The 23,000-nt window shown below is 57.4% G+C and carries 24 protein-coding genes and 2 pseudogenes; 18 read left to right on the top strand and 8 right to left on the bottom strand.

Annotation, left to right across the window (positions count from 1 at the left end):
* Positions 1-66: 66 nt before the first annotated feature.
* The 3 genes from MRBLMR1_RS18645 to MRBLMR1_RS18635 form a co-directional block, all read right to left on the bottom strand.
* A complete protein-coding gene (locus MRBLMR1_RS18645; protein WP_500065589.1) occupies positions 67-543 on the bottom strand; it encodes a hypothetical protein in 477 nt (158 codons plus the stop codon).
* A 45-nt stretch (positions 544-588) separates the two neighbouring features.
* Positions 589-2,259: a putative bifunctional diguanylate cyclase/phosphodiesterase gene (locus MRBLMR1_RS18640; RefSeq protein ID WP_148148373.1), complete on the bottom strand. Its 1,671-nt coding sequence runs from the start codon at positions 2,257-2,259 to the stop codon at positions 589-591.
* Between the two features lie 989 nt (positions 2,260-3,248).
* Positions 3,249-3,449 carry a hypothetical protein gene (locus MRBLMR1_RS18635; RefSeq protein ID WP_148148609.1) on the bottom strand — a complete coding sequence of 67 codons (201 nt, stop codon included), beginning with the start codon at positions 3,447-3,449 and terminating at the stop codon, positions 3,249-3,251.
* A 358-nt stretch (positions 3,450-3,807) separates the two neighbouring features.
* On the opposite strand from MRBLMR1_RS18635, the gene MRBLMR1_RS18630 reads away from it, so the two are divergent.
* The 6 genes from MRBLMR1_RS18630 to MRBLMR1_RS18605 all read left to right on the top strand — a co-directional run bounded on the left by MRBLMR1_RS18630 (position 3,808) and on the right by MRBLMR1_RS18605 (position 8,475).
* Positions 3,808-4,236, top strand: coding sequence for a helix-turn-helix domain-containing protein (locus tag MRBLMR1_RS18630; RefSeq protein WP_148148608.1), 429 nt, complete (start codon positions 3,808-3,810; stop codon positions 4,234-4,236).
* Between the two features lie 354 nt (positions 4,237-4,590).
* Positions 4,591-6,072, top strand: coding sequence for a hypothetical protein (locus tag MRBLMR1_RS18625; protein WP_500065587.1), 1,482 nt, complete (start codon positions 4,591-4,593; stop codon positions 6,070-6,072).
* A 31-nt stretch (positions 6,073-6,103) separates the two neighbouring features.
* On the top strand, positions 6,104-6,322 hold the full coding sequence (locus MRBLMR1_RS18620; RefSeq protein ID WP_148148606.1) for a hypothetical protein: 219 nt from the start codon (positions 6,104-6,106) through the stop codon (positions 6,320-6,322).
* 8 nt (positions 6,323-6,330) lie between these two features.
* Complete coding sequence (locus tag MRBLMR1_RS18615) at positions 6,331-7,482, top strand: YcaO-like family protein (protein ID WP_500065586.1); 1,152 nt, start codon at positions 6,331-6,333, stop codon at positions 7,480-7,482.
* Positions 7,479-8,168, top strand: a complete 690-nt coding sequence (locus MRBLMR1_RS18610; protein ID WP_148148604.1) for a TfuA-like protein — start codon at positions 7,479-7,481, stop codon at positions 8,166-8,168. Before MRBLMR1_RS18615 ends, MRBLMR1_RS18610 begins: the two co-directional genes overlap by 4 nt.
* A 91-nt stretch (positions 8,169-8,259) precedes the next feature.
* The gene (locus MRBLMR1_RS18605) at positions 8,260-8,475 is read left to right on the top strand and encodes a hypothetical protein (protein WP_500065584.1); all 216 of its coding nucleotides are present in this window, start codon (positions 8,260-8,262) and stop codon (positions 8,473-8,475) included.
* A gap of 148 nt (positions 8,476-8,623) precedes the next feature.
* On the opposite strand, the pseudogene istA reads toward MRBLMR1_RS18605, so the two are convergent.
* Positions 8,624-9,562 (bottom strand): annotated as a pseudogene (istA, locus tag MRBLMR1_RS18600) (IS21 family transposase); the annotation flags it as partial.
* Positions 9,563-9,761: 199 nt separating this feature from the next.
* Here istA and MRBLMR1_RS18595 point away from each other — a divergent pair.
* From MRBLMR1_RS18595 to MRBLMR1_RS18580, 4 genes are read left to right on the top strand one after another with little or no spacing between them, the layout of a single operon-like run.
* A complete protein-coding gene (locus tag MRBLMR1_RS18595; RefSeq protein ID WP_500065582.1) occupies positions 9,762-10,244 on the top strand; it encodes a pyridoxamine 5'-phosphate oxidase family protein in 483 nt (160 codons plus the stop codon).
* Positions 10,245-10,258: 14 nt separating this feature from the next.
* Complete coding sequence (locus MRBLMR1_RS18590; protein WP_500065581.1) at positions 10,259-10,894, top strand: glutathione S-transferase N-terminal domain-containing protein; 636 nt, start codon at positions 10,259-10,261, stop codon at positions 10,892-10,894.
* A gap of 7 nt (positions 10,895-10,901) precedes the next feature.
* Positions 10,902-11,504, top strand: a complete 603-nt coding sequence (locus MRBLMR1_RS18585; protein ID WP_500065579.1) for a DedA family protein — start codon at positions 10,902-10,904, stop codon at positions 11,502-11,504.
* Between the two features lie 17 nt (positions 11,505-11,521).
* A complete protein-coding gene (locus MRBLMR1_RS18580; protein WP_148147206.1) occupies positions 11,522-11,962 on the top strand; it encodes an MgtC/SapB family protein in 441 nt (146 codons plus the stop codon).
* An 82-nt stretch (positions 11,963-12,044) separates the two neighbouring features.
* Here the strand turns inward: MRBLMR1_RS18580 and MRBLMR1_RS18575 are convergent, their stop codons facing one another.
* Entirely contained in the window at positions 12,045-12,293 is a 249-nt protein-coding gene (locus tag MRBLMR1_RS18575; protein WP_148147199.1) for a hypothetical protein, read from the bottom strand.
* 39 nt (positions 12,294-12,332) lie between these two features.
* Positions 12,333-13,157, bottom strand: a complete 825-nt coding sequence (locus MRBLMR1_RS18570) for a DUF1206 domain-containing protein (RefSeq protein ID WP_500065578.1) — start codon at positions 13,155-13,157, stop codon at positions 12,333-12,335.
* 102 nt (positions 13,158-13,259) lie between these two features.
* Between MRBLMR1_RS18570 and MRBLMR1_RS18565 the strand changes: the two are divergent.
* Positions 13,260-14,177: pseudogene (locus MRBLMR1_RS18565) on the top strand (ABC transporter ATP-binding protein); the annotation flags it as partial.
* A 203-nt stretch (positions 14,178-14,380) separates the two neighbouring features.
* Here MRBLMR1_RS18565 and MRBLMR1_RS18560 read toward each other — a convergent pair.
* The gene (locus MRBLMR1_RS18560; RefSeq protein ID WP_148147197.1) at positions 14,381-15,319 is read right to left on the bottom strand and encodes a LysR family transcriptional regulator; all 939 of its coding nucleotides are present in this window, start codon (positions 15,317-15,319) and stop codon (positions 14,381-14,383) included.
* Between the two features lie 179 nt (positions 15,320-15,498).
* Between MRBLMR1_RS18560 and MRBLMR1_RS18555 the strand changes: the two genes are divergently transcribed.
* From MRBLMR1_RS18555 to otnC, 7 genes are all read left to right on the top strand, one after another.
* The gene (locus MRBLMR1_RS18555) at positions 15,499-16,458 is read left to right on the top strand and encodes a Bug family tripartite tricarboxylate transporter substrate binding protein (RefSeq protein ID WP_148147196.1); all 960 of its coding nucleotides are present in this window, start codon (positions 15,499-15,501) and stop codon (positions 16,456-16,458) included.
* A gap of 92 nt (positions 16,459-16,550) precedes the next feature.
* Complete coding sequence (locus tag MRBLMR1_RS18550; RefSeq protein WP_206828277.1) at positions 16,551-16,997, top strand: tripartite tricarboxylate transporter TctB family protein; 447 nt, start codon at positions 16,551-16,553, stop codon at positions 16,995-16,997.
* 22 nt (positions 16,998-17,019) lie between these two features.
* Positions 17,020-18,546, top strand: a complete 1,527-nt coding sequence (locus MRBLMR1_RS18545; RefSeq protein WP_500065575.1) for a tripartite tricarboxylate transporter permease — start codon at positions 17,020-17,022, stop codon at positions 18,544-18,546.
* Between the two features lie 169 nt (positions 18,547-18,715).
* A complete protein-coding gene (locus MRBLMR1_RS18540; RefSeq protein ID WP_500065574.1) occupies positions 18,716-20,137 on the top strand; it encodes an NAD(P)H-dependent oxidoreductase in 1,422 nt (473 codons plus the stop codon).
* 7 nt (positions 20,138-20,144) lie between these two features.
* Positions 20,145-20,819 carry an aspartate/glutamate racemase family protein gene (locus MRBLMR1_RS18535; RefSeq protein WP_500065572.1) on the top strand — a complete coding sequence of 225 codons (675 nt, stop codon included), beginning with the start codon at positions 20,145-20,147 and terminating at the stop codon, positions 20,817-20,819.
* Positions 20,820-20,822: 3 nt separating this feature from the next.
* The gene (gene otnK, locus MRBLMR1_RS18530; protein WP_500065570.1) at positions 20,823-22,109 is read left to right on the top strand and encodes a 3-oxo-tetronate kinase; all 1,287 of its coding nucleotides are present in this window, start codon (positions 20,823-20,825) and stop codon (positions 22,107-22,109) included.
* The gene (gene otnC / locus MRBLMR1_RS18525) at positions 22,096-22,731 is read left to right on the top strand and encodes a 3-oxo-tetronate 4-phosphate decarboxylase (protein ID WP_148147190.1); all 636 of its coding nucleotides are present in this window, start codon (positions 22,096-22,098) and stop codon (positions 22,729-22,731) included. The genes otnK and otnC overlap by 14 nt, the downstream gene beginning before the upstream one ends.
* A 50-nt stretch (positions 22,732-22,781) precedes the next feature.
* On the opposite strand, the gene MRBLMR1_RS18520 is transcribed toward otnC, so the two are convergent.
* Positions 22,782-22,940, bottom strand: a complete 159-nt coding sequence (locus MRBLMR1_RS18520) for a hypothetical protein (protein WP_500065568.1) — start codon at positions 22,938-22,940, stop codon at positions 22,782-22,784.
* Positions 22,941-23,000 lie beyond the last annotated feature (60 nt).

Below are 23,000 nucleotides of genomic sequence, written 5' to 3'. Positions count from 1 at the left end.
TGCCGCTCAGCAGGATCTCCTGATTTACGTCGTTGAACTCTGCCGAGAACGATAAGAGAGATCGGCTCAATGGATGCCCTCCTGCAGAATGAATTCTGCAATCAGCGTCACCCGATCATCGGTGCTGCTATCGAAGGACAGTGTCACTCCGAGGGCCTGGCCCATCATTATGAGGTTCCCGGCAGGTTGTTGCCCTTCAGACCCAGAGGAAATGGCCGGAGCCGACCAGCTATCGCGCCCATGCTTGTCGAGTGGAAAGCCGACCTTCATACGCACACATGCATCGCTTTTCAGCAGATTGAAATCGATCCGGCCTCTCGGGCCCACTGAGCGAAAGGCTAGTTCGACAATCTCGTTGGCAAGCAGGGAACTGAAGTTGGCATAGCGCGCGGGATCCTCGTGCGATTGGCCGATTATAGTCGCCAGATATTCCGCAATCGTGTCGCAGAGGCGAAACTCGCACGCGAACAAAGCGGCATCCAATGTCAACGCCGCCATGTCCTGATACTCTGCCGATCTCGGACTAACGTATTGCCCTGTCATGGTCATCTCCACAAATAGATCCGGAAGAATGCGATTTCATCAGGGCTATGGATGTGCCTGCTGGTCAGGTGAACCAGAGCGCCCGGTGAGTGCCTGAATCAGAGATTCCGAGCTCCGGATAAAGCCCTTTATCGACGCGGCCGGCAAAGGCTTACCGACCGCATACCCCTGCAAACGATCACATCCCAGCCCGCGAAGCCAATCGGCCTGCTCGGACGTTTCGACACCTTCGGCGGCGACCTCCATTCCCAGATCGTGTGCGAGAGTTACGACGGACCGGACGATGGCTTGGCTCTTAGGGTCGATTTCGAGATCTGAAACGAAGTATTTGTCGATCTTCAGTGTGTCGAACGGAAAATTCTTCAGATAGCTCAACGAGGAATACTGCGTACCGAAATCGTCGAGAGCTATCCTAATTCCGAGCACGCTGAGCGTGTTAAGAGTATCCAGGTTGTTGACGGTCTGCTCCAGCAGAACGCTTTCGGTAATCTCGAGTTCAAGACGATCGGAGGCGAGGCCGACAGAATCCAAGACCTGCGAAATCCGATCGGTTAGGCCGCTGACTAGGAATTCGGCGGGAGATAGATTGACAGCGACGATGCACTCGGAAGGCCACGTCAATGCCTCGCGACAAGCATTTTCCAGAACCCATCGACCGATATCACTCATCAGACCGTCCGCCTCGGCCATCGGAATAAAAACAGCGGGAGGGATTGAGCCGAGCAGTGGATGTTGCCATCGAAGCAGCGCCTCGAATCCGAACAGTCGACCATGCTCCACGATCGGTTGGTATTCCAGAATAAACTGGTCCTTCTCAAGTGCAATCCGCAGGCTTCTGCGCAACAGTTCTCGCTGCTCGATGATCTGCAGCATAGAAGCGTCGAAGACGCTGGCGCGGCCGCGTCCAGCCTTTTTGGCGGCGTATAGCGCTACATCCGCGGTTTTCATCAGGGTTTCCGGATCGGCCCCATCCGCAGGTGCAATCGAGATACCGACACTCAGGCCAACAAACACCGAAATACCGTCGATCGTGAAGGATTGGTTGAAGGCCTGAACAAGCGCATCCCCAACCTCTTTGTTCCGAAGGCGATGACCAGAGCCAACGGAAATGATCGCGAATTCGTCGCCGGCCAAACGGTAAACTCGCTCACTGCCGGCAAGGCAGTCCCTGATCCGGCTTGAAGCGAATTTGAGCAGCTTGTCACCCGCCGCATGCCCGAGGGTGTCATTCACCGGTTTGAAGTCATCGAGATCTAACTGCATTAGACAGACGGTATTGCCTTCGGCGGTCAGGTCCTTCAACGCCGCCAAAAGGTCGCTCGCAAACTGCCGTCGGTTCGGCAGTCCGGTCAGCGGATCATGAGTTGCCTGATGCAGTAGGGCAGCGCGCTCCGCCCTGTCCCCGCTCCGATACGTATGCACAACGCCATAAAACTCCCCGATGGCGTGAAACGTGAGTTCGCGGACTGCTCCGTTTTCCAGCTCGTGGCTGATGCGAAGCGGCTGCTCCGGCCTCGTCTTGAGATGGGCCGAGACGGTGACACTATCCAGTTCCGGATAGATATCCCAAAGCGACGAGCCACTTTCGCGAAGGGTCGGCCGACTTCCATTCGTCAAGCCGATCAGTTCGAATTGATGATTGAATAGCGCAAGCTTGTCAGTCCAACTGTTCACGGTTTCTGGTGAAGGCTGCCAACTGGATTGCGCATTGCTCATCTGTGAGAGTACCCCCTCATCGTCGTTCACGGACGTGCCTTCGCACAGCCTAACTCCAAATCTATATTAGTGTAAGCTACTTAATAATCGACCAATAAAGCTGATCGCAATGGATATTGAAGGCTCGGACCTCAGCTCGGCCGCCAGTTCGCCGTCGAGTACGACGGATGCGACATTAGAGCGAGACGCGGTTGGGCTGTATCAATTCAATGTCTTTGAGCCGTGTTATGTTCGCTTTCCACACAAAAAGTACGCTTTCTGTTGGCTTCCAGCGGGTGGTCATCCTCGAGCTTGAATCTATGAGCTTTGCCGAAATCATTCGGCAGGCCGCGGATGGCGCGCAGCAAGGCTACGTAAGTTTTAATTTTCGATTTATCCAATCCAGTCGCGTATGCCGATCGGGCAACTCGAGGTGCTCGCTTTACGATTGCCAGGACGACCCTTGAAATATTTCCTCGATACAAACGTTGTCTCTGAGCTTGATAAGGTCGGCGACGGTAAAGCTGATCCGAACGTGACCGCTTGATTGGCGCGCCGGGATCCCGAGATCTGTATTTTTCCGCCGTGGCAGTTTTAGGGCTTGCGCGCGGGATACTTAGCATACAGAGGCGTGACATTGAGAAGGGCACTTGTTTCCAGGCTTAGATGTATAAGCCAGTTCACCCGGAGTTTGCTGAGCGCATCATGTCTGTCGATGAAACAACTGCGACGCGATGGGCCCCTTTACATATTCGCGATTGCGGCAAATGCAACGGATGTACTCATCGCCGCCATGGCCATCGTGCACCGGTTGATGGGCGTGACGCGACACATCAAGATTACCGGGGATCTGGTGTTGCCCTCCTCGGTCCATGCCATGCCTGATGGCCGGGACGCAGAGCGCACTTTAGCTTTTCGGCGAGACTATCTGAAAATGTTACCGATTTTACAGTCAGCGAGCCATTGGTTCCAACCTAACAAGTCCGCTCTCTAGAATATAGATGAGAACTTCAGGTCATCGTTTGGCCGTCGATAGGTAAGACTTTTATCTCAAGTTCGCGTTCACGAGTATCACGTGCATCGCAAACGCTTTGTGCAGATGTGTCTGCAAAGTGATGTTTGAGCGCCAGCCGCAAATCTCTCTGGCTATCTTTGCGGACCTTAAGTGCGGCGAGCTTTCGCATTTTCGACTGCCGCTGCTCATATTCCATATGAAAACACCTAAATGTCGTTTCTCAAATAGTCGCTCGAGAGAGGTATAGACGTGGTCATCTGCCCCTTACGTAGCTGACTAGCGCGATTTGACGGTGTGGTGGCGTGAAACAAGCGTGACATGCTTTTGGGCGCTAGACATGAGGATAACTCGTCCTCCTATTCTGAACGTCAACTGCTCGCCTGATTTCAAAGCCGCCGCTGCGTAATTTCGCGAGCTCAGTTCAGAAAAACACCTCCATTACCGATAGGCACCCAAAAACAAAGACCCAATAAATTTTTGATCTGGCACAACCAAGACCGGTTGCATCGATTACCCGCTTCAATCATTCTGGCAGAATTGTCGAGGGGAAGACGATGACTAAGAAAGTGGGACCGGATCCAATCGACGTGCATGTCGGTGGAAAGATTAAACTTCGCAGACTTGTGTTGCGCATGTCGCAGGAAAAACTTGCGGAAGGATTGGGAGTTACGTTCCAGCAGGTTCAAAAATATGAGAAGGGAACCAATCGTGTCGGCGCAAGCCGGCTTCAGATGATCGCATCCATTCTGCAGGTCCCGGTGGGATTTTTCTTCACGAATACCGTCGGTTCGAACGAAAATTCGCAATTCGATCCGCGGCCTGATGACGTGGTGATGAGGTTTCTCTCGAGCCGGGAAGGCGTAGAATTAAACGCAGCCTTCGTTCGCTTGCGTGACCCAAGAACCCGGCAGAGCGTTGTTCATCTCATTAAATCACTCGCGTCTGTCGGGACTGATCCCACGGCGGAGGATCCGAAGCTCTAACGACAGGCCGATCTGGTGCTGCATTTGACTACATTCGGCCCCGTGACGCTGACCGAACGCGGAAAAGGTGCTCTGCCTTTGCCACGCAAGGCCTTGTTGTGTGCGGCATATCTCGCGACTGAGCAGAACATAGATCCCTCCCGGGAACATCTTGCGGCTATCTTATGGCCGGGCGATGGTAGCACGGCGCGACTAAATCTCAGAAAAATGATAGAGCGCGTGCGTCAATGCGAGACAGAGGGGTGGCTGAATCCTTTCGAGATCTCGCCGTCAACCATGCGGGTTTCCGACAGTGTCCAGACCGATTTCAGCACCTTTGCAGCAAATCTTGAACCGCTGCAAAAGTTGCGGGCCGTGAAATCACTGATCGAAAGACCGTTTCTGGATATCGTCGGAGCTCCGGCGCCGCTCGCTGGCTGGATAGAAAGGCGGCGGCGGGACTATTGGTGGCAGTTCCGGGAAATTCTTGTCGGATCAGCGCCTCATGCCGCAGAGAAATCCGACTGGTTGGTCGTTCGCGAAGGAGGAAAATTGCTTCTCGAAAACGATCCGTCAGATGAAGTTGTTGCGGAAATCTTGTTCAGTGCGCATCAACGGATTTCGGGAAACAGCGGTTCTGTTCGCCTGCATGCTGAACCCCGTCATGAGACGGTACAGCAGCTCGGTGCTCCAGCCGCGCCCTTCAGGGCTCAGCCGGATCTTCCGCGTCTGGTACTGCTTCCGCCCACACTTCACGGCAATGTCGATGCAGGGGTTGCCTCGGCATTGATCGAGGATATCACCATCGGGCTCTGTGCGCTTCGAAGCGCAGCGGTGGTTGCCCCATATACGGCCGCGAAAATCAGAGAACATTCCGATAAGCTCGCTCAGCTCGAGACCCATTCGATTTCATATGTGGTCGACACAAGGATTTCGGAGGAGGGACTGTTTGCGCAAATGGTTTTCCTTCCTGCAGACGCGGTGCTATGGGCGGAGCGCTTTCCTCTTGGCGGAAGCTCTCTCGTGTCTCGGCGCAAGGACGTTGCCGGTCTCATCGTGAGTGCTATTTCGGGTCATCTCGGAAAAAGTGTAGGTCAGCTTGACGAATTTCGCACGCAGCCCGAGGTCTATCGTTCGTATCTTTTCAGCATTCAGCATCTCAACACCTATACACTGCCAGGAATGCGCCGGGCACGCAGCGCATTCAAGGAAACCTTGAAGCTTCGCAGTGATTTTGCACCTGCATTGTCTGGGCTTTCGCGAACGTTTTCATGGGAATGGGTGCTGACGGCAAGGGGAGACGATGAGCTGTTGGTGCAGGCAGAGGCTTTGGCAAGACAGGCGGTGGCCGCGTCTCCGGATCTTGCGACGGCGCATCGCGATCTTGGCCTATCTCTTCTATACAGAGGAGACGTCGATGCCAGCCTTCGATCATTTCACGAAGCAGAGCAACTCAGTCCGCATCTGGCCGATGCGCTTTGCGGCTACGCCGACGCATTGGTTCACGCATCGAGACCGGATGACGGGCTGAGAAAGATCATCAAGGCCATATCGCTCAATCCGATGCCGCCTGATGACTATCGTTGGATCGCCGCGGGAGCGAGTTACTTTCTCGGAAATTTTTCCGGCGCCATTTCGCATATTGAAAGCATGGAGGACGGCTCTTCGGCACGCAGGTTGCTTGCCGCCAGCTATGCCATGGCGGGAGACATGCAAAGAGCGCGGATGCATCGCCGAAAGGCGCAGGAACTCAATCCTCTCTTCGAGCTTGAGAAATGGCTGTCGATCCTTCCGGTGAGGGAGCAATGGCAGAAAGATCTTTATCGGGAAGGCCTGATGAAGGCTGGTTTTCAGTAAGATGTTCCACGAACGCAAATGGAGTATGTTGATGTCAAAGATAGTTGTAATCGGGCTTCCGGGTGAAACGGGACTTTATCTGGCGGATCTGGACGCCGGGACGGTTGTTGCTTTTGAGGTACCCGCAAATGGGACGCTCGCTTCGGCAAATGACATCCGAAAGGCAGGCGGATCCGTCGTGAAGGACGTCGATTTCGCCGTTGCGATTGGTGCCTCAGAGGCTGCTTTTTCAGGGGTGTTCGATGGCTGAGGCGGGACGTGGAGCGAGCATATCCAACTGCTGAGACTTACCGCCGAGTGTCTCCTCACCTGGCGGAATACGGCATTACGCGGGTAAGCCGCCATACCGGACTTGATTTCCTAAACATTCCGGTATGGTGCGCCTACATCCCGAACGCGAAGTCGATTGTGGTTGCCCACGGGAAGGGCCTCACGGATGATGACGCGAGGACTTCCGCAGTAATGGAGGCTTTGGAACGGGCAGTTGCCTGTGATCCGCTGGTCGGCGTGGTCACGGCTAGCCGCACCGCCCTAAAGCGTGATGGACGCAGATACGACCTTCTACCCGAATTTCTGGCCTCTCGTCAGGATGTTGGCGCCTCGGAAGACGAGATTGCCCTCGTCGAGGCCACCGACCTTTTCTCAGGCGAGACCGTACTCGTGCCTTACGATGCCGTGTCCCTGGATCGGACCGTGCCGGATATTCGGTACTGGAAGTCTTCGGACGGTCTGGCATCAGGAAACACGGAGGAAGAAGCCGTTTTCCACGCACTGCTCGAGCGGATAGAGCGAGATGCAATGGCTCTCTGGCAGCTTCGGTCGGAGCCGCGACAAGTCGCTTCTGCGGTATCCCCGGCAGCATTCGAAAATTCCTGCGTAACGGAGCTCGCGAGACAGGTAGAGCGGGCGGGGATGCTGCTGCGGCTTTTTGATGTTACCAGCGATATTGGCATTCCCACCATCGCGGCCTATATCGCCGAAGCGAGCGTCTTGGAAGCGATGGCACCGCGATATGTCGACGTGACATTCGGCTGCGGCACCCACGTGGATGCCGCGAAAGCCGCCTTGCGCGCAATCACCGAAGCCGCCCAATCCCGCCTGACCTATATCAGCGGCGCGAGAGATGACGTCTATCCCGAGACCTATCTGAGACCGTTGCCGGAAGATATTAAGCGTCTTGTGGCCATCCGGCCGGGCGCTCTTTCGCCGAAACGGAACGCCAGCCAATCGAAATCCATCGTCCAGTTATTAGAACGACGCGGGCTATCGCGGCTTTATTCCATCAGACTGTCGGAGCCTGGGTTGCCGTTCGTTGTCGTCAAAATCCTTGCTCCCGAGTTGGAGAACCCGCCCGGGGACAGAAAGTTCAGGCATGGTGCCAGGGCAATAGCCGCTGCGCTTTCGCCATGAAGGTCGTTTTTGTCGGCCCAAGCCTACCCGATGCGACCGAATACACCGGACCATCGGTGGAGATAAGACCTCCAGCCGTTCAGAGCGACATCCTGAATGCCGTGCGCGAAGGAGCCACCGTGATTGGGCTCATCGACGGGGGCTTCGAATACACTGCCCCCGTATGGCACAAGGAGATCCTGTATGCCCTGTCGAAGGGTGTGGTGGTAGCGGGCGCCGCAAGTATGGGCGCGTTGCGCGCGGCGGAATGCCAGTCGTTCGGCATGGTCGGGGTGGGCCGGATATTCGATGATTACGCATCAGGTGCCGTGGTTGACGATGCCGCCGTCGCACTTCTTCACGCGCCGAAGGAATTGGGTTTTCGGGCCATGACGGTGCCGATCGTCAACATCCGCGCAACGGTGGAACGGCTTCGCGACCAGCAAATCTTCTCGGCTGAGGAGGCGCAGGAAATCGAAGAGATCGCCGCCACCCTATTTTTCAAACGTCGCACTTGGTCGGCATTTTACAGCCAATGCGCGAAATTTGGTCGAAACGGTGCGGAGGCGCGCTCCCGGATCTGCCATGACCACTATGTCGATCAGAAACGTCTCGACGCCATACGCCTTATGCGGCTCGTCGCTAATACTGATCGAGGAGTTGTTCCGGCGTGGATTTTTCAAAAGACCTCTCTCTGGAGAAACTAGCCCGGTTCTCCTGCATGCGTTGTGTCACGCTCAATTCACGCTGCGGACTACGCCTCCGGGATTACGATCTGCACAAACCCGGAGGATCGCAGTGATTGACGACACGACTGAAAGACAACAGGAACTGGCTGCCCTCGCCAGACTAGTGATCTACGCAAGGGGATGTGCCGGGATGATAAAGGCGACGCAGGTCGAAGAACAACTGGCCGCAACTCTCGATGCGATAACATCAGAACTTGGTATGACACCTGATGCGGTTCTTGCGGGCACTCTCGGAATTGCGACAACAGGCTCAACTATTCAATAATATCAGGGTGCCAGCCGACACTATTCGCACTCGCGGGGGTATTGCGAATACATTGACAGAGTTGGCGACCCAGAAGAGGGGAATTGTTCCGCTTTATTGCTGAGCCGTTCCCCTCTTTAGCACAATTGTTTTTGGTTTAGACACGATGGCCGCGTCCGCGGCGCAACGTCATCAGGTGCGTACCGCCGACGAAGACATCCAGCCGATCGTCGAACAAGCGAACTCGTAGCCTGTGGCCGATCAGGCGGGACGGCACGGTGTAGAAGACTTTGCGCAGGGTGAAGCCACCGGTCCGGGACACCGTGACGACAATCTCTTCGAAGTCCGTGGTCCGCCGCTCGGGCAGCGCTTGCAGATGGGATCGTTCTGCATCAATGCGCTTACCATGGGCAGCATTACGACGGCTGACGATCTCATCGACAAAGGCGCGATAAGAGCCGAGGTCGTCGAATTCCTTGGTCCCCCTCATCAGCAGGGCATCATGAACGGCGTTCTTGAGATGGCCATGGGAGCTTTCGATCGAGCCGTTCTCATGCGCGACGCCTTTGTTGTTGCGCGTTGACGTCATTCGATAATGGGAGCAAAGCTGATCGTATCGGTGTGTAAGATCGACCTTGGCATCGGCGTCGAGGTTGCGGAATGCCGCCGAGAGGCTGTCGCTCAGCGGCGTACCGCCCACGGACCACAGAGCATTTTGAAGCCCTTCAGCCAGCGCGACAAAGCTTTCTCCGCCGAGAATGACGTGGGCATGTTCGAAGCCGGACCAGACAAGCCGGAAGTGATAGAACAGGTGATCAAGTGGCTGGCCGGCGATCGTTACACCAAGGCGGCTGGCGTCGGTAAAATCCGACAGGCCTAACCGGCCTGGCTCGTGCGTCTGGCGGAAGATGACTTCCTGCGCCTCGCCATGGACAGCACGCCACGACCGGATCCGTCGTTCAAGCGTACGACGGATACCTTCAGACAGTTCTGGATGTCGGCGCAGCATCTCGTTGTAGACGGCGACAGCAAGGATGCCGGGTGCGGCCTTCAGGAGCGGGACGACTTCTGCCTCGAATATCGGCTCCAAAGGATCAGGGCGTCGGCGTCCACTCGGGGAGACGGCGGCGCAATTGACGGTGCCCGACTTCGGTGCCAACCCGTGAGCTTAGGTTAAGATCTACGTCCAGCTATAGGATATCCAGGGCGCACTGGTGTCATTTCGGAGATACTCGGTAGAGAGATGATTGCCCCGGCGGAACATTTACTCGCAGCGCCCGTTCTCTGGCGTCACACAGGAGACCACTATGGCGCACGAAGAAGATCAGATTTCAACGGTTTGGGACCTGGCGGAAAAAATCGGGTTCTGCATGCTGACGACGCAAAGCGGCTCCGATCTGCGAGCGCGTCCAATGTCTGCATACAGCGAGCGCATCGACAACGCGTTTTATTTTTTGACCGACGTGGCGAGCCATAAGGATGAAGAGATCGCGCGATATCCAAACGTGTGCCTCGCCTTTGCTGACTCGAGGGGCCAAAAGTACGTTTCAGTCTCCGGAACGGCCGAAATCCAGAATGACCGTGAGAAAATCCGCGATCTATGGGCGACGCCTGCGAAGGCTTGGTGGGATAACGCCGAGGATCCGTCGATCCGCATTCTCAAGGTGACGCCGTCCTTCGCAGAATACTGGGACAGCCCGGGCACCATCATCAGCTATATCAAAATGGCGGCGGCGGCTGTCAGCAGTTCCCGTCCGGACATGGGGGATAACGCCAAGGTCCAGATGTAGGGGCGTGGCCAGGCATGTTGATTGTCCACCATCTGAATAACAGCCGATCGCAACGCATCCTTTGGTTGCTTGAAGAGCTCGGGCTTGGCTACGAGATCCGGCGTTATCGCCGGAGCTCCGACATGTCTGCACCTAAGGATCTGAACGCGATTCATCCCCTCGGCAAATCACCCATTTTAGAGGATGTGGGTGCGAATGGTCAGAGGTGTATTCTGATCGAGACTGGAGCGATCTGCGAGTATCTTGTCGAGCGAGCGGATGGTCGGTTCGGACCCAACGCGGCAATAGACGCTCTCTTGTATCGTCAGTTCCTTCATTATGCAGAGGGTTCTGTGATGCCAGTCCTCTTCGCACTGCTGGTTGTTTCCAAGATCCCGATCTTGGGCCGCGTCGCGACAAAGCGCATTCAGCCTATGCTGGATACGCATCTGGACTTCATTGAATGGCACCTCGCTGCCAGGCCTTGGTTTGCGGGCGACCAGATCAGCGCAGCGGACGTGATGATGAGTTTTCCGCTTGAGGCTGCTAATGTGCGAGGAACCCTGGCTGAGGATAGACCGGCCATAACAGCATGGCTGGAACGCATCCATGCCCGGCCTGCCTATATCAATGCGCTCGAAAAGGGCGGTCCCTACGCCTTCGCTGCTTAGGTGCATCATGGAAGCTTTCGTGCAAATGATGATGCAGCGCCTTGGCCCATTCGGCATTGGCCTACTCATGTTCCTTGAGAACGTCTTCCCGCCAATACCGTCTGAGTTGATCATGCCTCTTGCGGGTTATCTGGCAACGCGGGGAGACATGAATATCTCTGTCGTGATCGCCTCCGGAACGGTAGGTTCCCTGCTCGGTACACTCCCCTGGTACTGTGTTGGGCGTCGGCTCGGCCACGACGGCGTTCGTCGTCTGGCGGCTAGCCATGGTCGTTGGCTCACCATGTCGCCATCCGATGTCGATGCAGCCTCTGACCGTTTCAAGCGGCACGGAAATTCTTCGGTCCTTCTGGGAAGGCTCATCCCCACGGTGCGGACACTCATCTCCGTTCCCGCTGGCGTTGCCAATATGCCATTGGGGACTTTTCTTCTTTTTTCGTCGATTGGCACGCTTGTATGGACGGCGGCGTTGGCTTTGGCAGGCTATTTCTTGGGACAGGCATACAGCGTGATCCAAGACTTTGTGGATCCCGTTTCGACAGCCGTCCTGATTATTTTGGTCGGCTATTACATTTACCGCATTGTCACCTTCAAAAAGGAGCGAACGTGAGCGAGTGGTTGGCTTCTATGGGTGTGGAACTCGATATCTTCCCACACCTGATCACGTTGCTTATCGCATATGTCCTTGCGCTGCCGATCGCTTGGGATCGTGAGAAAAACGAACGGAGCGCGGGTTTGCGCACCTTTCCTCTTGTCGCTATCGCCGCCTGCGGGTTCGTTCAGGCTGCGGAAACCGTTACTGTTGGAAATGCCGAGGCGACGGCTCGCATCGTCGAAGGTATTATCAACGGCGTCGGCTTTATTGGCGGCGGAGCCATCCTTGTAGGGAAACTTGGAACACGCGGGACGGCGACTGCCGCAAGCATATGGGCGACGGGCGCGATCGGTACCGCGGTCGGACTTGGAGCCTATGACACCGCAATTGTTCTCTCGATAGTCACGTTTGCCACGCTCCGGATAATGGCTAACTTCAAAGCAGCCAGGGACGAATCGGATGATGGCGGATGATAGCGGATGATAGCGAAGGCGAAATCGCGTTTTGGGAGCGGAAAAGTCGGTATGCATTGAGCTTCCGCACATGCCGCTGCGATCATTCCGTTGAGGGTATGCTTGTTGATCCGACCCGCACATGGCTCCCACGTTCCATCACATAGTGATCAAGCGCCGCGATCAGGCCATCGACACTGTTGTGCTCGACGTCGAACGCTTTGATCAAAAAAGCGGCCGCTTCTTCTCCGAACGGGCTTTTCGGGTCGACCGAATTTTCAGCACACCATTCCAGATGCGCGTCTCTGATCGTGTTGAGTTGGTCTACGTTGAAGATCGACGATGAGTTCATGGGAGTTTTTGTCCTTCAAGCATAACGCGAGCCGCTTCCTTAGTGTCGTAGGTTCAGGGGAGCCCCGCGCTTCACATCATTGAGCCTTGGCCCTTTGACGGTGCGATATTTAGCAGCAATTAGGTTATAGACCCCGAATGCGGCTAGACCGATTGCAATGACGACATAAAGGACAGAGCCGAAAGGTAGTTCGCGGAGCCACTCAAGCGCGTCCGCGATACCTCCCGCCTGATCTGGATCGACCTTGAAGCCAGCGTACGCAAACAATATCCCCGTGACAGAGAACACCGCACCTCGTGCCATGAGACCATACACGCAGATGTAAGAAAGCACTCCGCTACGATCGGGGAACTGGACATACTTCTCGAATTTTCGGAGAGCGCCTTTAGCTCCAGTGACAATGCCTCCCACCATCAGTCCGATCCCAATCGCGATTGCCACATACGAGCCGAAGGGCTGCGACATTACCCATTGGGCGAGCCCTTTCTCTTCTGATCCACCGCTATCGCCGCTCGCACTGACCGCGTGACCGAGGGCATATACGGCGAGACCAGTGTAAGTAACTGCGCTACCAAGCAGCGCAGCCCGTATTATCATAGCTTTGCCGTCGTTACCCTGCCCATCGGCATCAGCGATCGACTGGGCCAGCCGCCAGGCCACAAAGCCGAGGAGACCAACACCAATCAATCCAACCCAGACGCGGCCGAGTGGCTGTTGGAGCAGCGTGGAGATCGCTGTTTTCGTTTCTGGCTGCCCACCGGCCATACCTGAGAAGAGTGCCAGAACAGCAACGAGAAGAAACACAATGCCGCGGGCGGCATAGCCTAGTTTTGCAAGTAGCTCGAAACGCATCACTTCCCGCATATCCACCTCCCGGTTGTTCACTGTTTCAACGCACGAAAGCGACTGTCGTTGCCAAAGCGCAAGGTACTATCCTGTTTACGGCCTCTTTTTTGCTATGCTAGTTTGTTTGGGTCATGCTGCGGCTCAGACATCCGCAAGAGTTATGGCGGCGTGAAGACCATTCACAGTGTCGACCTCGACCGGAGGGTCAATGATCTCGATCCGAAGGATCGTCACGTCGCCATGGTCTTCCAGTCCGATGCGCTATATCCGAGTATGACGGTGGCGACGAATATGGGCTTTTCGCTGGAGCACCGCGGTGCCACCAAAGCCGAAGTCGCGGAGCGGGTGAATTGGGCGGCCAGCATACCGGGTCTTACCAATCTTCTAGGTCGCTATCCGCGCCAGCTCTCCGGCGGCCAGCGACAGCGCGTCGCCATGGGCCGCGCGATGGTCCGTGATCCACAGGTTTTCCTATTCGACGAGCCGCTGTCGAACGTCGACGCGAAGCTGCGCGTCGTTATGCGCGGCGAGATCAAGGCGCTGCATCATAAGCTGAAAACGACCACCTTCTAGGTCACCCACAATCAGGTGGAGGCCATGACCATCCCCGACAGGATCGTCGTGATGAATCGCTGCAGGATAGAGCAGATCGGTGCGCCGCTCGATCCCTACGACCGCCCGGCAAACCAGTTCGTTGCGGGCTTCATCGGATCGCCGTCGATGAATTTCCTTAATGGCACGATAACGAAAGCGAGCTTCCAAACATCGGCGTGGTTATGCCCCTGCCTAGGTCTATGGACACCACTATGGGGCGGGCTGCCGTTTACGGGATTCATCCCGAACACTTTCGATTGACTGACACTTAGGTAGCGGAAGCGTTTCTGGCGAAATCGTGCTCATCTAGCCTGTGGGGTCTGAGACCGAGGTGACTATGAGGTTGGGAGATACCAATGTGATTGGCGTCTTTCGTGAGCGAATGAGCGGTACGCCTGGCGATATCATAAATGTCTCGCGCCGGATATCGACGCCATCCACCTTATTCGGAAGACGGCGCTACTCGCTTCAACTCGCACCGTGGGCTATACCTTAATTATATTCAGGAATGTAAAGTCGATTCGCAGTCTATGTCATAAAGCGGTCGCCCGCTTGCACGAATGGACCGGCTTCTCCATGGCTGAACGAGTGGAGGTGTGGGGCGTAGGGACGAAGCAGTTCAAGAGCTAAATTCGCCCCTATAGCTTTCAATGCGTGAAAAAATCCTCCCCTTCTACATAGCCCGTAACCCGGCGCACCTCACGAATGATGGTATCGGCCAAGTGTTTTGCCGCCGGAGACAGATCCCGCTTCTTCATTCGGATTAGGGACATGGCCCTTCGGATATGCGGGGCGGTCAAGGTCATCACGCGCGCGGTGACAGGGGGATGCTTGGCAAGCCGCGTACTCGGCTGGACAGCGATCCCGAGCCCCGCCTCCGCCATGGCAATTATCGTCTCGGCCTGGATGAATTGGTAGCGGTTCGTCTCTTCCAGACCGTTATCGTGCAACACCTGATCGACGATCCGGCGCATCGCAGTCTGCGGGGCCGGCAGAAGTATCGGGAATTGGGCAATTTCCTTCCAGGTTATTGTTTTTCTGGAAGGACCGACGAAGCGGGGATGGACCACCGCGTGAAGCGGTTCAACCAGTATCGGGCTGAATTCGAAGGCATTGTCCGTTCCATGCGGCCCGATCGCGAAATCGACTTCTTGCTTGCGCAAGGCCTCATATAAATCGGCTGAAGTCAACTCACGTATCGTGACGGCGATTTCTGGAAACTGGCTGACGAAATGCGTGAGTATGGGAGGCAGATGAACTGAGGCCACATGAGAGGAGCTTGCGAGTGACAACTGTCCACGCTTGAGATCTGCGGCTTCGCGTATCTCCCGCAATCCATGCAGTATCTCGAAATGCGCCTTCCTGAGACTTCCCTGCAGTTTGGCACCTTCCTCCGTCAGTTTGACGCTGCGTGTCGTACGCTCGAAGAGCTTCACCTGAAGCTGTTCCTCCAGCTGACGGATCTGGATGCTGACGGCTGAATGGGCCCGGTTCAGCTTTTCACCTGCGAGGCGAAAACTTCCTTCGTTCGCAACGACGAGGAAAGTCTGTAGCAGTCGGAGATTGATATCGTTGATCGTATCCATCGAGCGTCCTATTGGTCACTGCAAGAGACCAATAGGTATCATTATTATACTTGCCTTGCCACTGCTCACGGGTCCAAAGTTGGCAAACCGCAATCGGGAAGGGATTGTCGGCATCGGCTCGAGGACCGAGTTTCAAATCGGGAGGAAATATCTTGGACACCCACGAAACCCCTAGGGGCATGAAACGGCGTACGCTGCTCGGATGCAGCGCGGCCTTTGTCGCAGCTCAGTCGCTTGCAATCGGCACGGCTCGGGCCAATGCCTATCCGAGCGACACCATCAATTACATTGTCGCTTTCGGCGTAGGTGGCGGCAGCGATATCGTCGCACGCACCATGGCCAAGGTGATCGACGAAAAGAAGCTCATTCCGGTCAAGATGCTGGTGGAGAACCGGCCGGGCGGGTCGGGAGCTGTCGGCTATTCCTATATCAGTTCCCGCAAGGGCAATCCCTATTATCTCGGCGGCGTTGGCGTCAGCTTCTTCACCACGCCACTGCTCGGCAAGATGCCGCTGAGCTACAAGGACTTTACCCCGCTCGCGGCGATCGCACGCTCGCCTTACATTCTGGCTGTGCTTGCAGATTCCAAGATCAAGTCGATTGATGACCTCAAGAGCGCCAAGGGGCTAACGATCGGTTCGGCCGGTGCAGTCTCCGACCCGGCACTTCTGTCGCATCTCCTCAACAAGCAGCTCGGCAGCTCGATCAAGGTCGTGCCCTATGACGGTGAGGGCGAGGTGATGGCGGCGGTTCTCGGCAAGCATCTCGATCTTCTCTTCGGCAATCCGAACGAGATCCTAGAACAGGTCAATGCCGGCAAGATGCGGGCCCTTGCCGTCACCTCGGCGGAACGGATGGGATCTCTTCCGCAGGTTCCAAGCTTCGAAGAATTGGGGCATGACATCGTCCATACCCAGCTTCGCGGCATAATCATGCCCAAGGACGTTCCGGCGGAAGCGGTGTCCTATTGGGAAGGCGTGATGAAAACCGTGGCGGAAAGCCCGGAATGGCGCAGCCAGTATGTCGACCGGTTCAACGAAATACCGCTCTTCCTCGATAGCAAGCAGTTCGGCGAGGAGATCGTCGCCACCTCGCAGCGTTACGAGACGCTGATGCGCGAGCTCGGCCTGATCAAGTGAGGCTGATCAAGTGAGATTGGCGGCCCCCGATCAGCTTGGGGGCCGATAGTTCCACACGAATTTAAATGCTCTACGCTTGGGAGGCGCGGTAGATGATACCCTTACGTTCATTCGATCTTGGTCTTTCTGCGATCTTCGGCCTGCTCGGCCTCTACATGATCTGGCAGGGAAGCGGTTACGGCTACCAGGAGGGTTCCGTGCCATCGGCCGGCTTCTTCCCCGTCTGGATCGGGGCAGGACTGGCACTCTTTTCCGCGCTAAATTTTCTCAAGGTCGCCAAACAGTCGGACCTTCTCGGCAGCGTCGAGCGGATGGAAGTGGTCCGGGTCGGGCTGGTCAGTCTGGCACTGGTCGGTTTCGTCCTGCTCTCCCAATTCATCGGCATGCTGGTCGCCTCCGTGCCGCTGATGATCGTCATCGGCTGCATATTCGGGGCGCGCGACGCCCGCTCGATTGCGGCCGTCAGCGCCATCGCCGTTGGGATGGCATTCATACTCTATCTCGTGTTTGGCGTGGTTCTCGCCATCCCGCTGCTCTGATCCCTGAAGAAGAGAAGATATCATGCTAGAATCATGGCACTTGCTTGCCGAGGGATTGGTCGCAGCATCGCAACCCTCGGTTCTCGCCGCCATCATGGTTGGCGCCATCATCGGCCTTCTCATCGGAGCCTTGCCGGGCCTCGGACCGACCGCCGGTGTTGCAATCCTCCTGCCGGTCGCCGTCAGCTTTGATGGGACGGCGGCGATCGCGGCACTCGGGGCCGTCTATTACGGCGCCCAGTATGGCGGCGCGGTCACCGCAATCCTGCTCGGCATTCCAGGCGATGCCTCTGCCACCATGACCGTCATCGATGGCCACAAGCTGGCCCGAAACGGCAAGGCCGGCGCGGCACTCGGATTGAGTATTGCCGCCTCCTTCATCGGCGGACTAATCGGCCTCATCCTGCTCACCGCTTTTGCCACCACCATCGCCCAGGCCGCGATCGCCTTCGGGCCGATCGAGATGACCGCGCTGATGATCTTCTCGCTGTCGCTTGTCAGCGTGCTCGGCGGCCGCGATCTCAACAAGGCGATGATGTCGCTGTTTACCGGCCTCTTCATCGGCACGATCGGGCTCGACCCTATGGTCGGCCTGCCGCGCTTCGATTTCGGCGAGGTACGGCTGTTCGACGGCATCGAATTCTCCATTATCGCGGTCGGTCTGTTCGGCCTTGCGGAAATGTATGCGACACCGCCTTCGATCGGAAAGCCGCAAGAGAAGAACCGGTTCCGCTTCCGTGAACTTCTGCCGGATGTGCGCGGCACGCTGCAATGCTGGCGTGAACTGGGCTCCGGCTCGCTGATCGGCTTCTTCATCGGTATCCTGCCCGGCGCCGGCGCGACCGCCGCCACGATGATTTCCTACGCCTTCGCCAAGCGCACCTCGAAACATCCCGAACGCTTCGGCAATGGCGCGATGGAAGGTGTTGCAGCACCCGAAGCGGCCAATAACAGCGCCGCCTATGGCAACATGATCCCGATGTTCGCGCTCGGCATTCCAGGCTCCGGTACAACGGCGGTGCTGATGGGCGGCCTGCTGATGATCGGCCTGCAGCCCGGCCCGATGCTGTTCCAGACACAGTCGGAATTCGTCTGGACCATTTTCGGCAGCTTCTACATCGGCAATCTCGCGCTGGTCGCGATCACCATCGTCCTGACGCCGGTGCTCGCCACCTGTGCCTTCGTGCGGCCGAGCTATCTGTTCCCGGCGGTCATCGCCATCATCGTCTTTGGCATTTTCGGCATCAACAATGCGATGTTCGAGGTGGCTCTGGTGATCGGCTTTGGAGTGCTGGGTTACCTGATGATGAAGTTGGATTACCCGCCGGTACCGTTGGTTCTCGGCATGATCCTTGGCCCCATCTTGGAGCGTGGCATTCGCCGCACCCTGGTCGCCTCGGACGGAAATGTCGCCGTCTTCTTCCAGAGCCCGATCGCGTTGGTGATTATCCTGATCACCGTCGTGCTGCTGGTCTCACCGTGGCTGTTCAAAAACCGCGCGGGCAAGGAACACCAGATGGACGAGCCGCAGGCCAAGAAAATCGGCTGAGGCGGCAAGGGGCGATCCTGTCTCGCGGATTGCCCGGTCTGCCTGACCACATCGCATGTTCATTCCAGATGCAGGCAATCGCTGCGCGTCGCTATCCAATGCGGCCTTGCCGCAGGTCCAGCATCCTCCAGAGCGTCACCGGACGCGCATGAAAAGGACATCTTAAACAATGGTTTACCACCATCTTTACGCGAGCTTCGCCAAGGCTTCTGCAGTTCAGGTCGGCATTATCGGCGCCGGCAATTACGGCACTGCCATCGTCACCCAGGCTCCGGTCACGCCGCGGCTGAATGTGGTTGCTGTTGCCGACATTTCGATCGATGCCGCACGCGGTGCCTATGAGAAGGCGGGCTTCGACATGGCCAAGGTCGCCTATGCCGGAACGGCAGAGCAGGTAAAATGGGAGCTTGCGCGCGGCAATTCCATCTTTACCGATAAGCCGGAACTCATCGGCGCGATTGGTGCCGTCGATATCGTCTGCGAGTGCAGCGGCGTGCCGGAGGCAAGCGTGCGATATGCCATGCAGGCTATCGAGGCCGGCAAGCATGTGGCGATGGTAACGAAGGATTGCGACGTCGCGGTCGGCCCGATGCTGAAGCGTCTGGCAAAGGAAGCGGGCGTGATTTACACCCCCGTCGACGGAGATCAGCACGGGCTGCTGATCCAGTTCTACGAATGGGCAAAATCGGTCGGCCTGACGGTGATTTCCGGTGGCAAGGCAACCGATGGCGAATTCGTCTATGACGAGGCGGCCGGCACGGTCTCGATCAAGACCGACAAGAAGATCCATGAGCCCTATGTCGAAACGGTTGTCGTCTCCGATGAGGATCGCAAATGGCTCGCCATGATCCCCGAGGGACAGGCTGCCGAATATGTCGCGAGGCGTAAGGACATTCTCGCGCGCCTGCCGCAGCCCGGCGCCTATGATCTCTGCGAGATCACGGTCGCGGCCAATTATACCGGCATGAAGCCTGCCGTCGATACGCTCGTCCATGCGGCCCTTCGCATCACCGAAATCCCGGTTGCCTATGCGGAAATCGCCAATGGCGGCCTTTTCGGACAGGTCGATACGATCGACCTCGCCACCTGCCTCAGGCGCCCGGATGAATCAGGGCTCGGCGGCGGCGTCTTTCTCGTCGTCCGGTGCGATAATGCTTATTCCAACCATGTCCTTGTGACCAAGGGCCAGATCCCGAACTATGACGAGACGACCGCGGTCATCTACCGCCCTTATCACCTTTGCGGCGTCGAGACCTCGACCTCGCTGCTGATGGCGGGCCTGCTCGGCATCGATACCGGATCGGATGATTATCGGCCCCGCTACGATCTCGTCAAGGTCGCGGCGCGCGACATCAAGGCGGGCGAAGTCTTCGGCAATGACCATAGCCCGATGTTGAAGGCCCGCATCGTCCCGGCGGTGCCTGTCGCGCTTGAAAACCCCGCCTGCGCCCATCTTCTCACCGGCAATTGCGCCAAGGTGGATATCCCGGCGGGTACGCTCATCACCTATGACATGGTGGAGGAGCCGCAGGCTTCGTCGCTTTGGGAAATGCGCCGGCTGCAGGACCGTACATTCCTGGCCGCGCAGTGAGATCGCCATGACGTTCAAGCCGCGCATATTCCTCTTCTATGCCACGCCGGTTGCGATGGCGCCTGTGACCGATGCCATGCGGCAACTCTGGCCGGAGGCCGAGGCCGTCAACATTCTCGACGAGAGCCTGTCACTGGACCGGGCGCGAGAGGTTGGGCCACTGTCGTCGGGCCTCAGCGAGCGTTTCGTCGCTCTCGGCCGGCAGGCCGTTTCCGGCGCTGCAGATGGTATCCTGATCACCTGCTCCGCTTTCGGCCCGGCCATTCGCAGACTTTCGTCGGAGATAGGGATACCGATCCTCATGCCCAACGAGGCGATGTTTCGCGCCGCGATCATGGCCGGCTCGGACATCGGCATGGTGGCGACATTTGCCCCCGCAGTCGCAACGATGGAAGACGAGTTTCGCGAGTTTGCGGCAGAGACGGGAAGCTCGGCGCGACTTCGCACCGTCATAGCGCATGGCGCGATCGAGAAGCTCCGGCAGGGCGATGCGGCCGACCATGATGCACGGGTTGCCCATGCAGCGCATGGCCTTGGCGACTGCGATGCCATCATGCTCGCCCATTTTTCAACGGCGCGGGCGGCCGGTCCGGTCAGAGAAGCGGTGGATTGCGCCGTGCTGACCGCGCCGGGCAGCGCGGTGACACGAATGAAACAGTTGATGGACAGGCAGGAGCACTAGACAATGCTGCTCGGAGTTATCGCCGACGATTTTACCGGGGCCGGAGACGTAGCCAACACGCTTGCAAAGGGCTTGCCGGGGCAGGGTGGACTTGCGGTCACGCAATATCTCGGCGTTCCCAAGGTGAAGGCCGACCGATCGGTCGAAGCGGGGGTCATCTCGCTCAAGACCCGCTCCTCATCGGTAGAGGATGCGGTCGAACAATCGCTTGCGGCGCTCGAATGGCTGCGCAACCAAGGCTGCGAGCAATTTGTCTTCAAATATTGCTCGACTTTCGATTCTACGCCGGAAGGCAATATCGGGCCTGTAGCGGAGGCGCTCGCGGCTGCTCTCGGTGTGAAAGGTGTGATTGCCTGCCCTGCCTTCCCGACGGTCGGGCGCACCGTGCATCAGGGCCATCTCTTCGTCCAGGATCGGCTGCTCAGCGAATCCAGCATGCGACACCATCCACTGACGCCGATGACGGATTCCGACATCCGGCGCTGGCTGGCACAGCAGACGCGCGATCCGGTCGGGCTGGTGAACACGGCGACCGTGCGCTCTGGAAGCGAAGCGGTGAGGGCGGCGCTGGATGCCGCGGCCGCCGACGGGACGACGATGGTCATCTGCGATTCCTCGCTGGACGAAGACCTCGTCACGCTCGGCAGAGCGGCGGCAGGGCAGCGGCTTGTGACCGGCGGTTCGGGCATCGCGATCGGCCTTCCGGCAAACTTCCTGCGCAGCGGCAAGGCGAAGGGAGCGGTCAGCGCCTTTTCCGGCGTAGACGGACCCGAGGTGATCCTGGTCGGCAGCTGCTCGGATGCGACCCGCCGGCAGATCGCCATCCATGCCGCAGGCCATCCGACCATGGCGCTCGATGTCGAAGCTGCTATGGCGGGAAGGTTGGACATAGGCCGAATTATCGAGTTCGCGTCAGTTCATCGTGGCAATGCACCTCTCTTTTTTTCGTCGGATGATCCATTGGAGGTCGAGCGCCTGCAGAAGCGCTATGGCCGGGAAAAGGTGGCCGCGACGCTCGACGGATTGTTCGCCGAAGCAGCCCGTTCGCTGGTAGAAAGTGGCGTGAACAGATTGGTCGTGGCAGGCGGCGAGACATCCGGCGCGGTCGCCCAGGCGCTCGATCTCGAAGCGCTTTCGATCGGGCCGGAAATCGACCCGGGCGTACCGATCCTGATCGGCGGCAAAGGCAGGATTGCGCTAGCGCTCAAATCCGGCAATTTCGGTGCGCCGGATTTCTTTGCCAAGGCATTGGAAAATCTGAAACGGGGGGCAAGCGGTGACAGAGGATGAACTACGCGCAGATATCGTGAGGTTCGGCGCGCTTCTTTACGGGCGCGGACTTGCGCATGGAAGCGCCGGAAACCTTTCGGTAAAGCTGGACGACGGCACGATCCTCGTCACGCCGACAAATTCGTCACTGGGCTTTCTGTCTCCCGCGCTGATATCGAAGGTCTCGGCCGAGGGTGCCCATGTAGCCGGCGACCCTCCGTCGAAGGAGGCCTTCTTCCATCTGGCGGTCTATCAGGAACGGCCGGCAGCAAGCGCGATCGTCCACCTTCATTCCACCCATGCAGTTGCTCTGTCATGCCTCTGCCATGAGGACACGTCTGATGTGCTTCCGCCGCTCACCGCGTACCAAATGATGCGGATCGGCCGATTGCCGCTTGTGCCCTATTATCGGCCCGGAGATGGAAAGCTTGCTGATGCGGTTCGTCAATTTGCCGGTGGACACAAGGCAATGCTGCTTGCCAATCATGGGCCAATCGTTTCGGGTAAGTCTCTGCAAGATGCGGTTCATGCTTATGAGGAACTTGAAGAAACAGTGAAGCTGTTCTTCCTTGTCGGTGACCGACCGGTTTCTCGTCTGACCTGCGAGGCGATCACCGATCTGAATGAAGCTTTCCCGAATTGATGCCGGAACAAGCGTGGTAAGGGTCAGGCCTGGAAAAGTGGATCTTGCTGTTAGCCGCAGCACTCGGCGCTGGAGCGCTGAGCGATGCAATCGGAACCGACGAATGTTGGCGTCCAAGTCCAGTTCAAAAGCTTCTGCGACCTCCAAAGCCGGGCCGTCGAATTGAAGCCTTCGAGAACTGTGGATAGCCACCCTGCGACAGCGATCAAGATGTAAGCCAGTGTCCAGGCCGGCGTGAAGAGCCAATTCGGTGAAGGTCCGGATACAGA

It is taken from the genome of Neorhizobium sp. LMR1-1-1.1 (assembly GCF_040675795.1).
Classification (GTDB): domain Bacteria; phylum Pseudomonadota; class Alphaproteobacteria; order Rhizobiales; family Rhizobiaceae; genus Neorhizobium; species Neorhizobium cellulosilyticum.
This window is presented reverse-complemented; position numbering and strand designations above follow the sequence as displayed.

Bases quoted from the DNA above. Each gene is read 5' to 3' on its own strand.
- MRBLMR1_RS18580 (WP_148147206.1), top strand. From the start codon at position 11,522: ATGGGTGTGGAACTCGATATCTTCCCACACCTGATCACGTTGCTTATC.
- MRBLMR1_RS18645 (WP_500065589.1), bottom strand. From the start codon at position 543: ATGACAGGGCAATACGTTAGTCCGAGATCGGCAGAGTATCAGGACATG.
- MRBLMR1_RS18620 (WP_148148606.1), top strand. From the start codon at position 6,104: ATGTCAAAGATAGTTGTAATCGGGCTTCCGGGTGAAACGGGACTTTAT.
- MRBLMR1_RS18585 (WP_500065579.1), top strand. From the start codon at position 10,902: ATGGAAGCTTTCGTGCAAATGATGATGCAGCGCCTTGGCCCATTCGGC.
- MRBLMR1_RS18610 (WP_148148604.1), top strand. From the start codon at position 7,479: ATGAAGGTCGTTTTTGTCGGCCCAAGCCTACCCGATGCGACCGAATAC.
- MRBLMR1_RS18635 (WP_148148609.1), bottom strand. From the start codon at position 3,449: ATGGAATATGAGCAGCGGCAGTCGAAAATGCGAAAGCTCGCCGCACTT.
- otnK (WP_500065570.1), top strand. From the start codon at position 20,823: ATGCTGCTCGGAGTTATCGCCGACGATTTTACCGGGGCCGGAGACGTA.
- MRBLMR1_RS18595 (WP_500065582.1), top strand. From the start codon at position 9,762: ATGGCGCACGAAGAAGATCAGATTTCAACGGTTTGGGACCTGGCGGAA.
- MRBLMR1_RS18535 (WP_500065572.1), top strand. From the start codon at position 20,145: ATGACGTTCAAGCCGCGCATATTCCTCTTCTATGCCACGCCGGTTGCG.
- MRBLMR1_RS18590 (WP_500065581.1), top strand. From the start codon at position 10,259: ATGTTGATTGTCCACCATCTGAATAACAGCCGATCGCAACGCATCCTT.
- MRBLMR1_RS18550 (WP_206828277.1), top strand. From the start codon at position 16,551: ATGATACCCTTACGTTCATTCGATCTTGGTCTTTCTGCGATCTTCGGC.
- MRBLMR1_RS18555 (WP_148147196.1), top strand. From the start codon at position 15,499: ATGAAACGGCGTACGCTGCTCGGATGCAGCGCGGCCTTTGTCGCAGCT.
- MRBLMR1_RS18630 (WP_148148608.1), top strand. From the start codon at position 3,808: ATGACTAAGAAAGTGGGACCGGATCCAATCGACGTGCATGTCGGTGGA.
- MRBLMR1_RS18540 (WP_500065574.1), top strand. From the start codon at position 18,716: ATGGTTTACCACCATCTTTACGCGAGCTTCGCCAAGGCTTCTGCAGTT.
- MRBLMR1_RS18640 (WP_148148373.1), bottom strand. From the start codon at position 2,259: ATGAGCAATGCGCAATCCAGTTGGCAGCCTTCACCAGAAACCGTGAAC.
- MRBLMR1_RS18545 (WP_500065575.1), top strand. From the start codon at position 17,020: ATGCTAGAATCATGGCACTTGCTTGCCGAGGGATTGGTCGCAGCATCG.
- MRBLMR1_RS18570 (WP_500065578.1), bottom strand. From the start codon at position 13,157: ATGCGGGAAGTGATGCGTTTCGAGCTACTTGCAAAACTAGGCTATGCC.
- MRBLMR1_RS18560 (WP_148147197.1), bottom strand. From the start codon at position 15,319: ATGGATACGATCAACGATATCAATCTCCGACTGCTACAGACTTTCCTC.
- MRBLMR1_RS18575 (WP_148147199.1), bottom strand. From the start codon at position 12,293: ATGAACTCATCGTCGATCTTCAACGTAGACCAACTCAACACGATCAGA.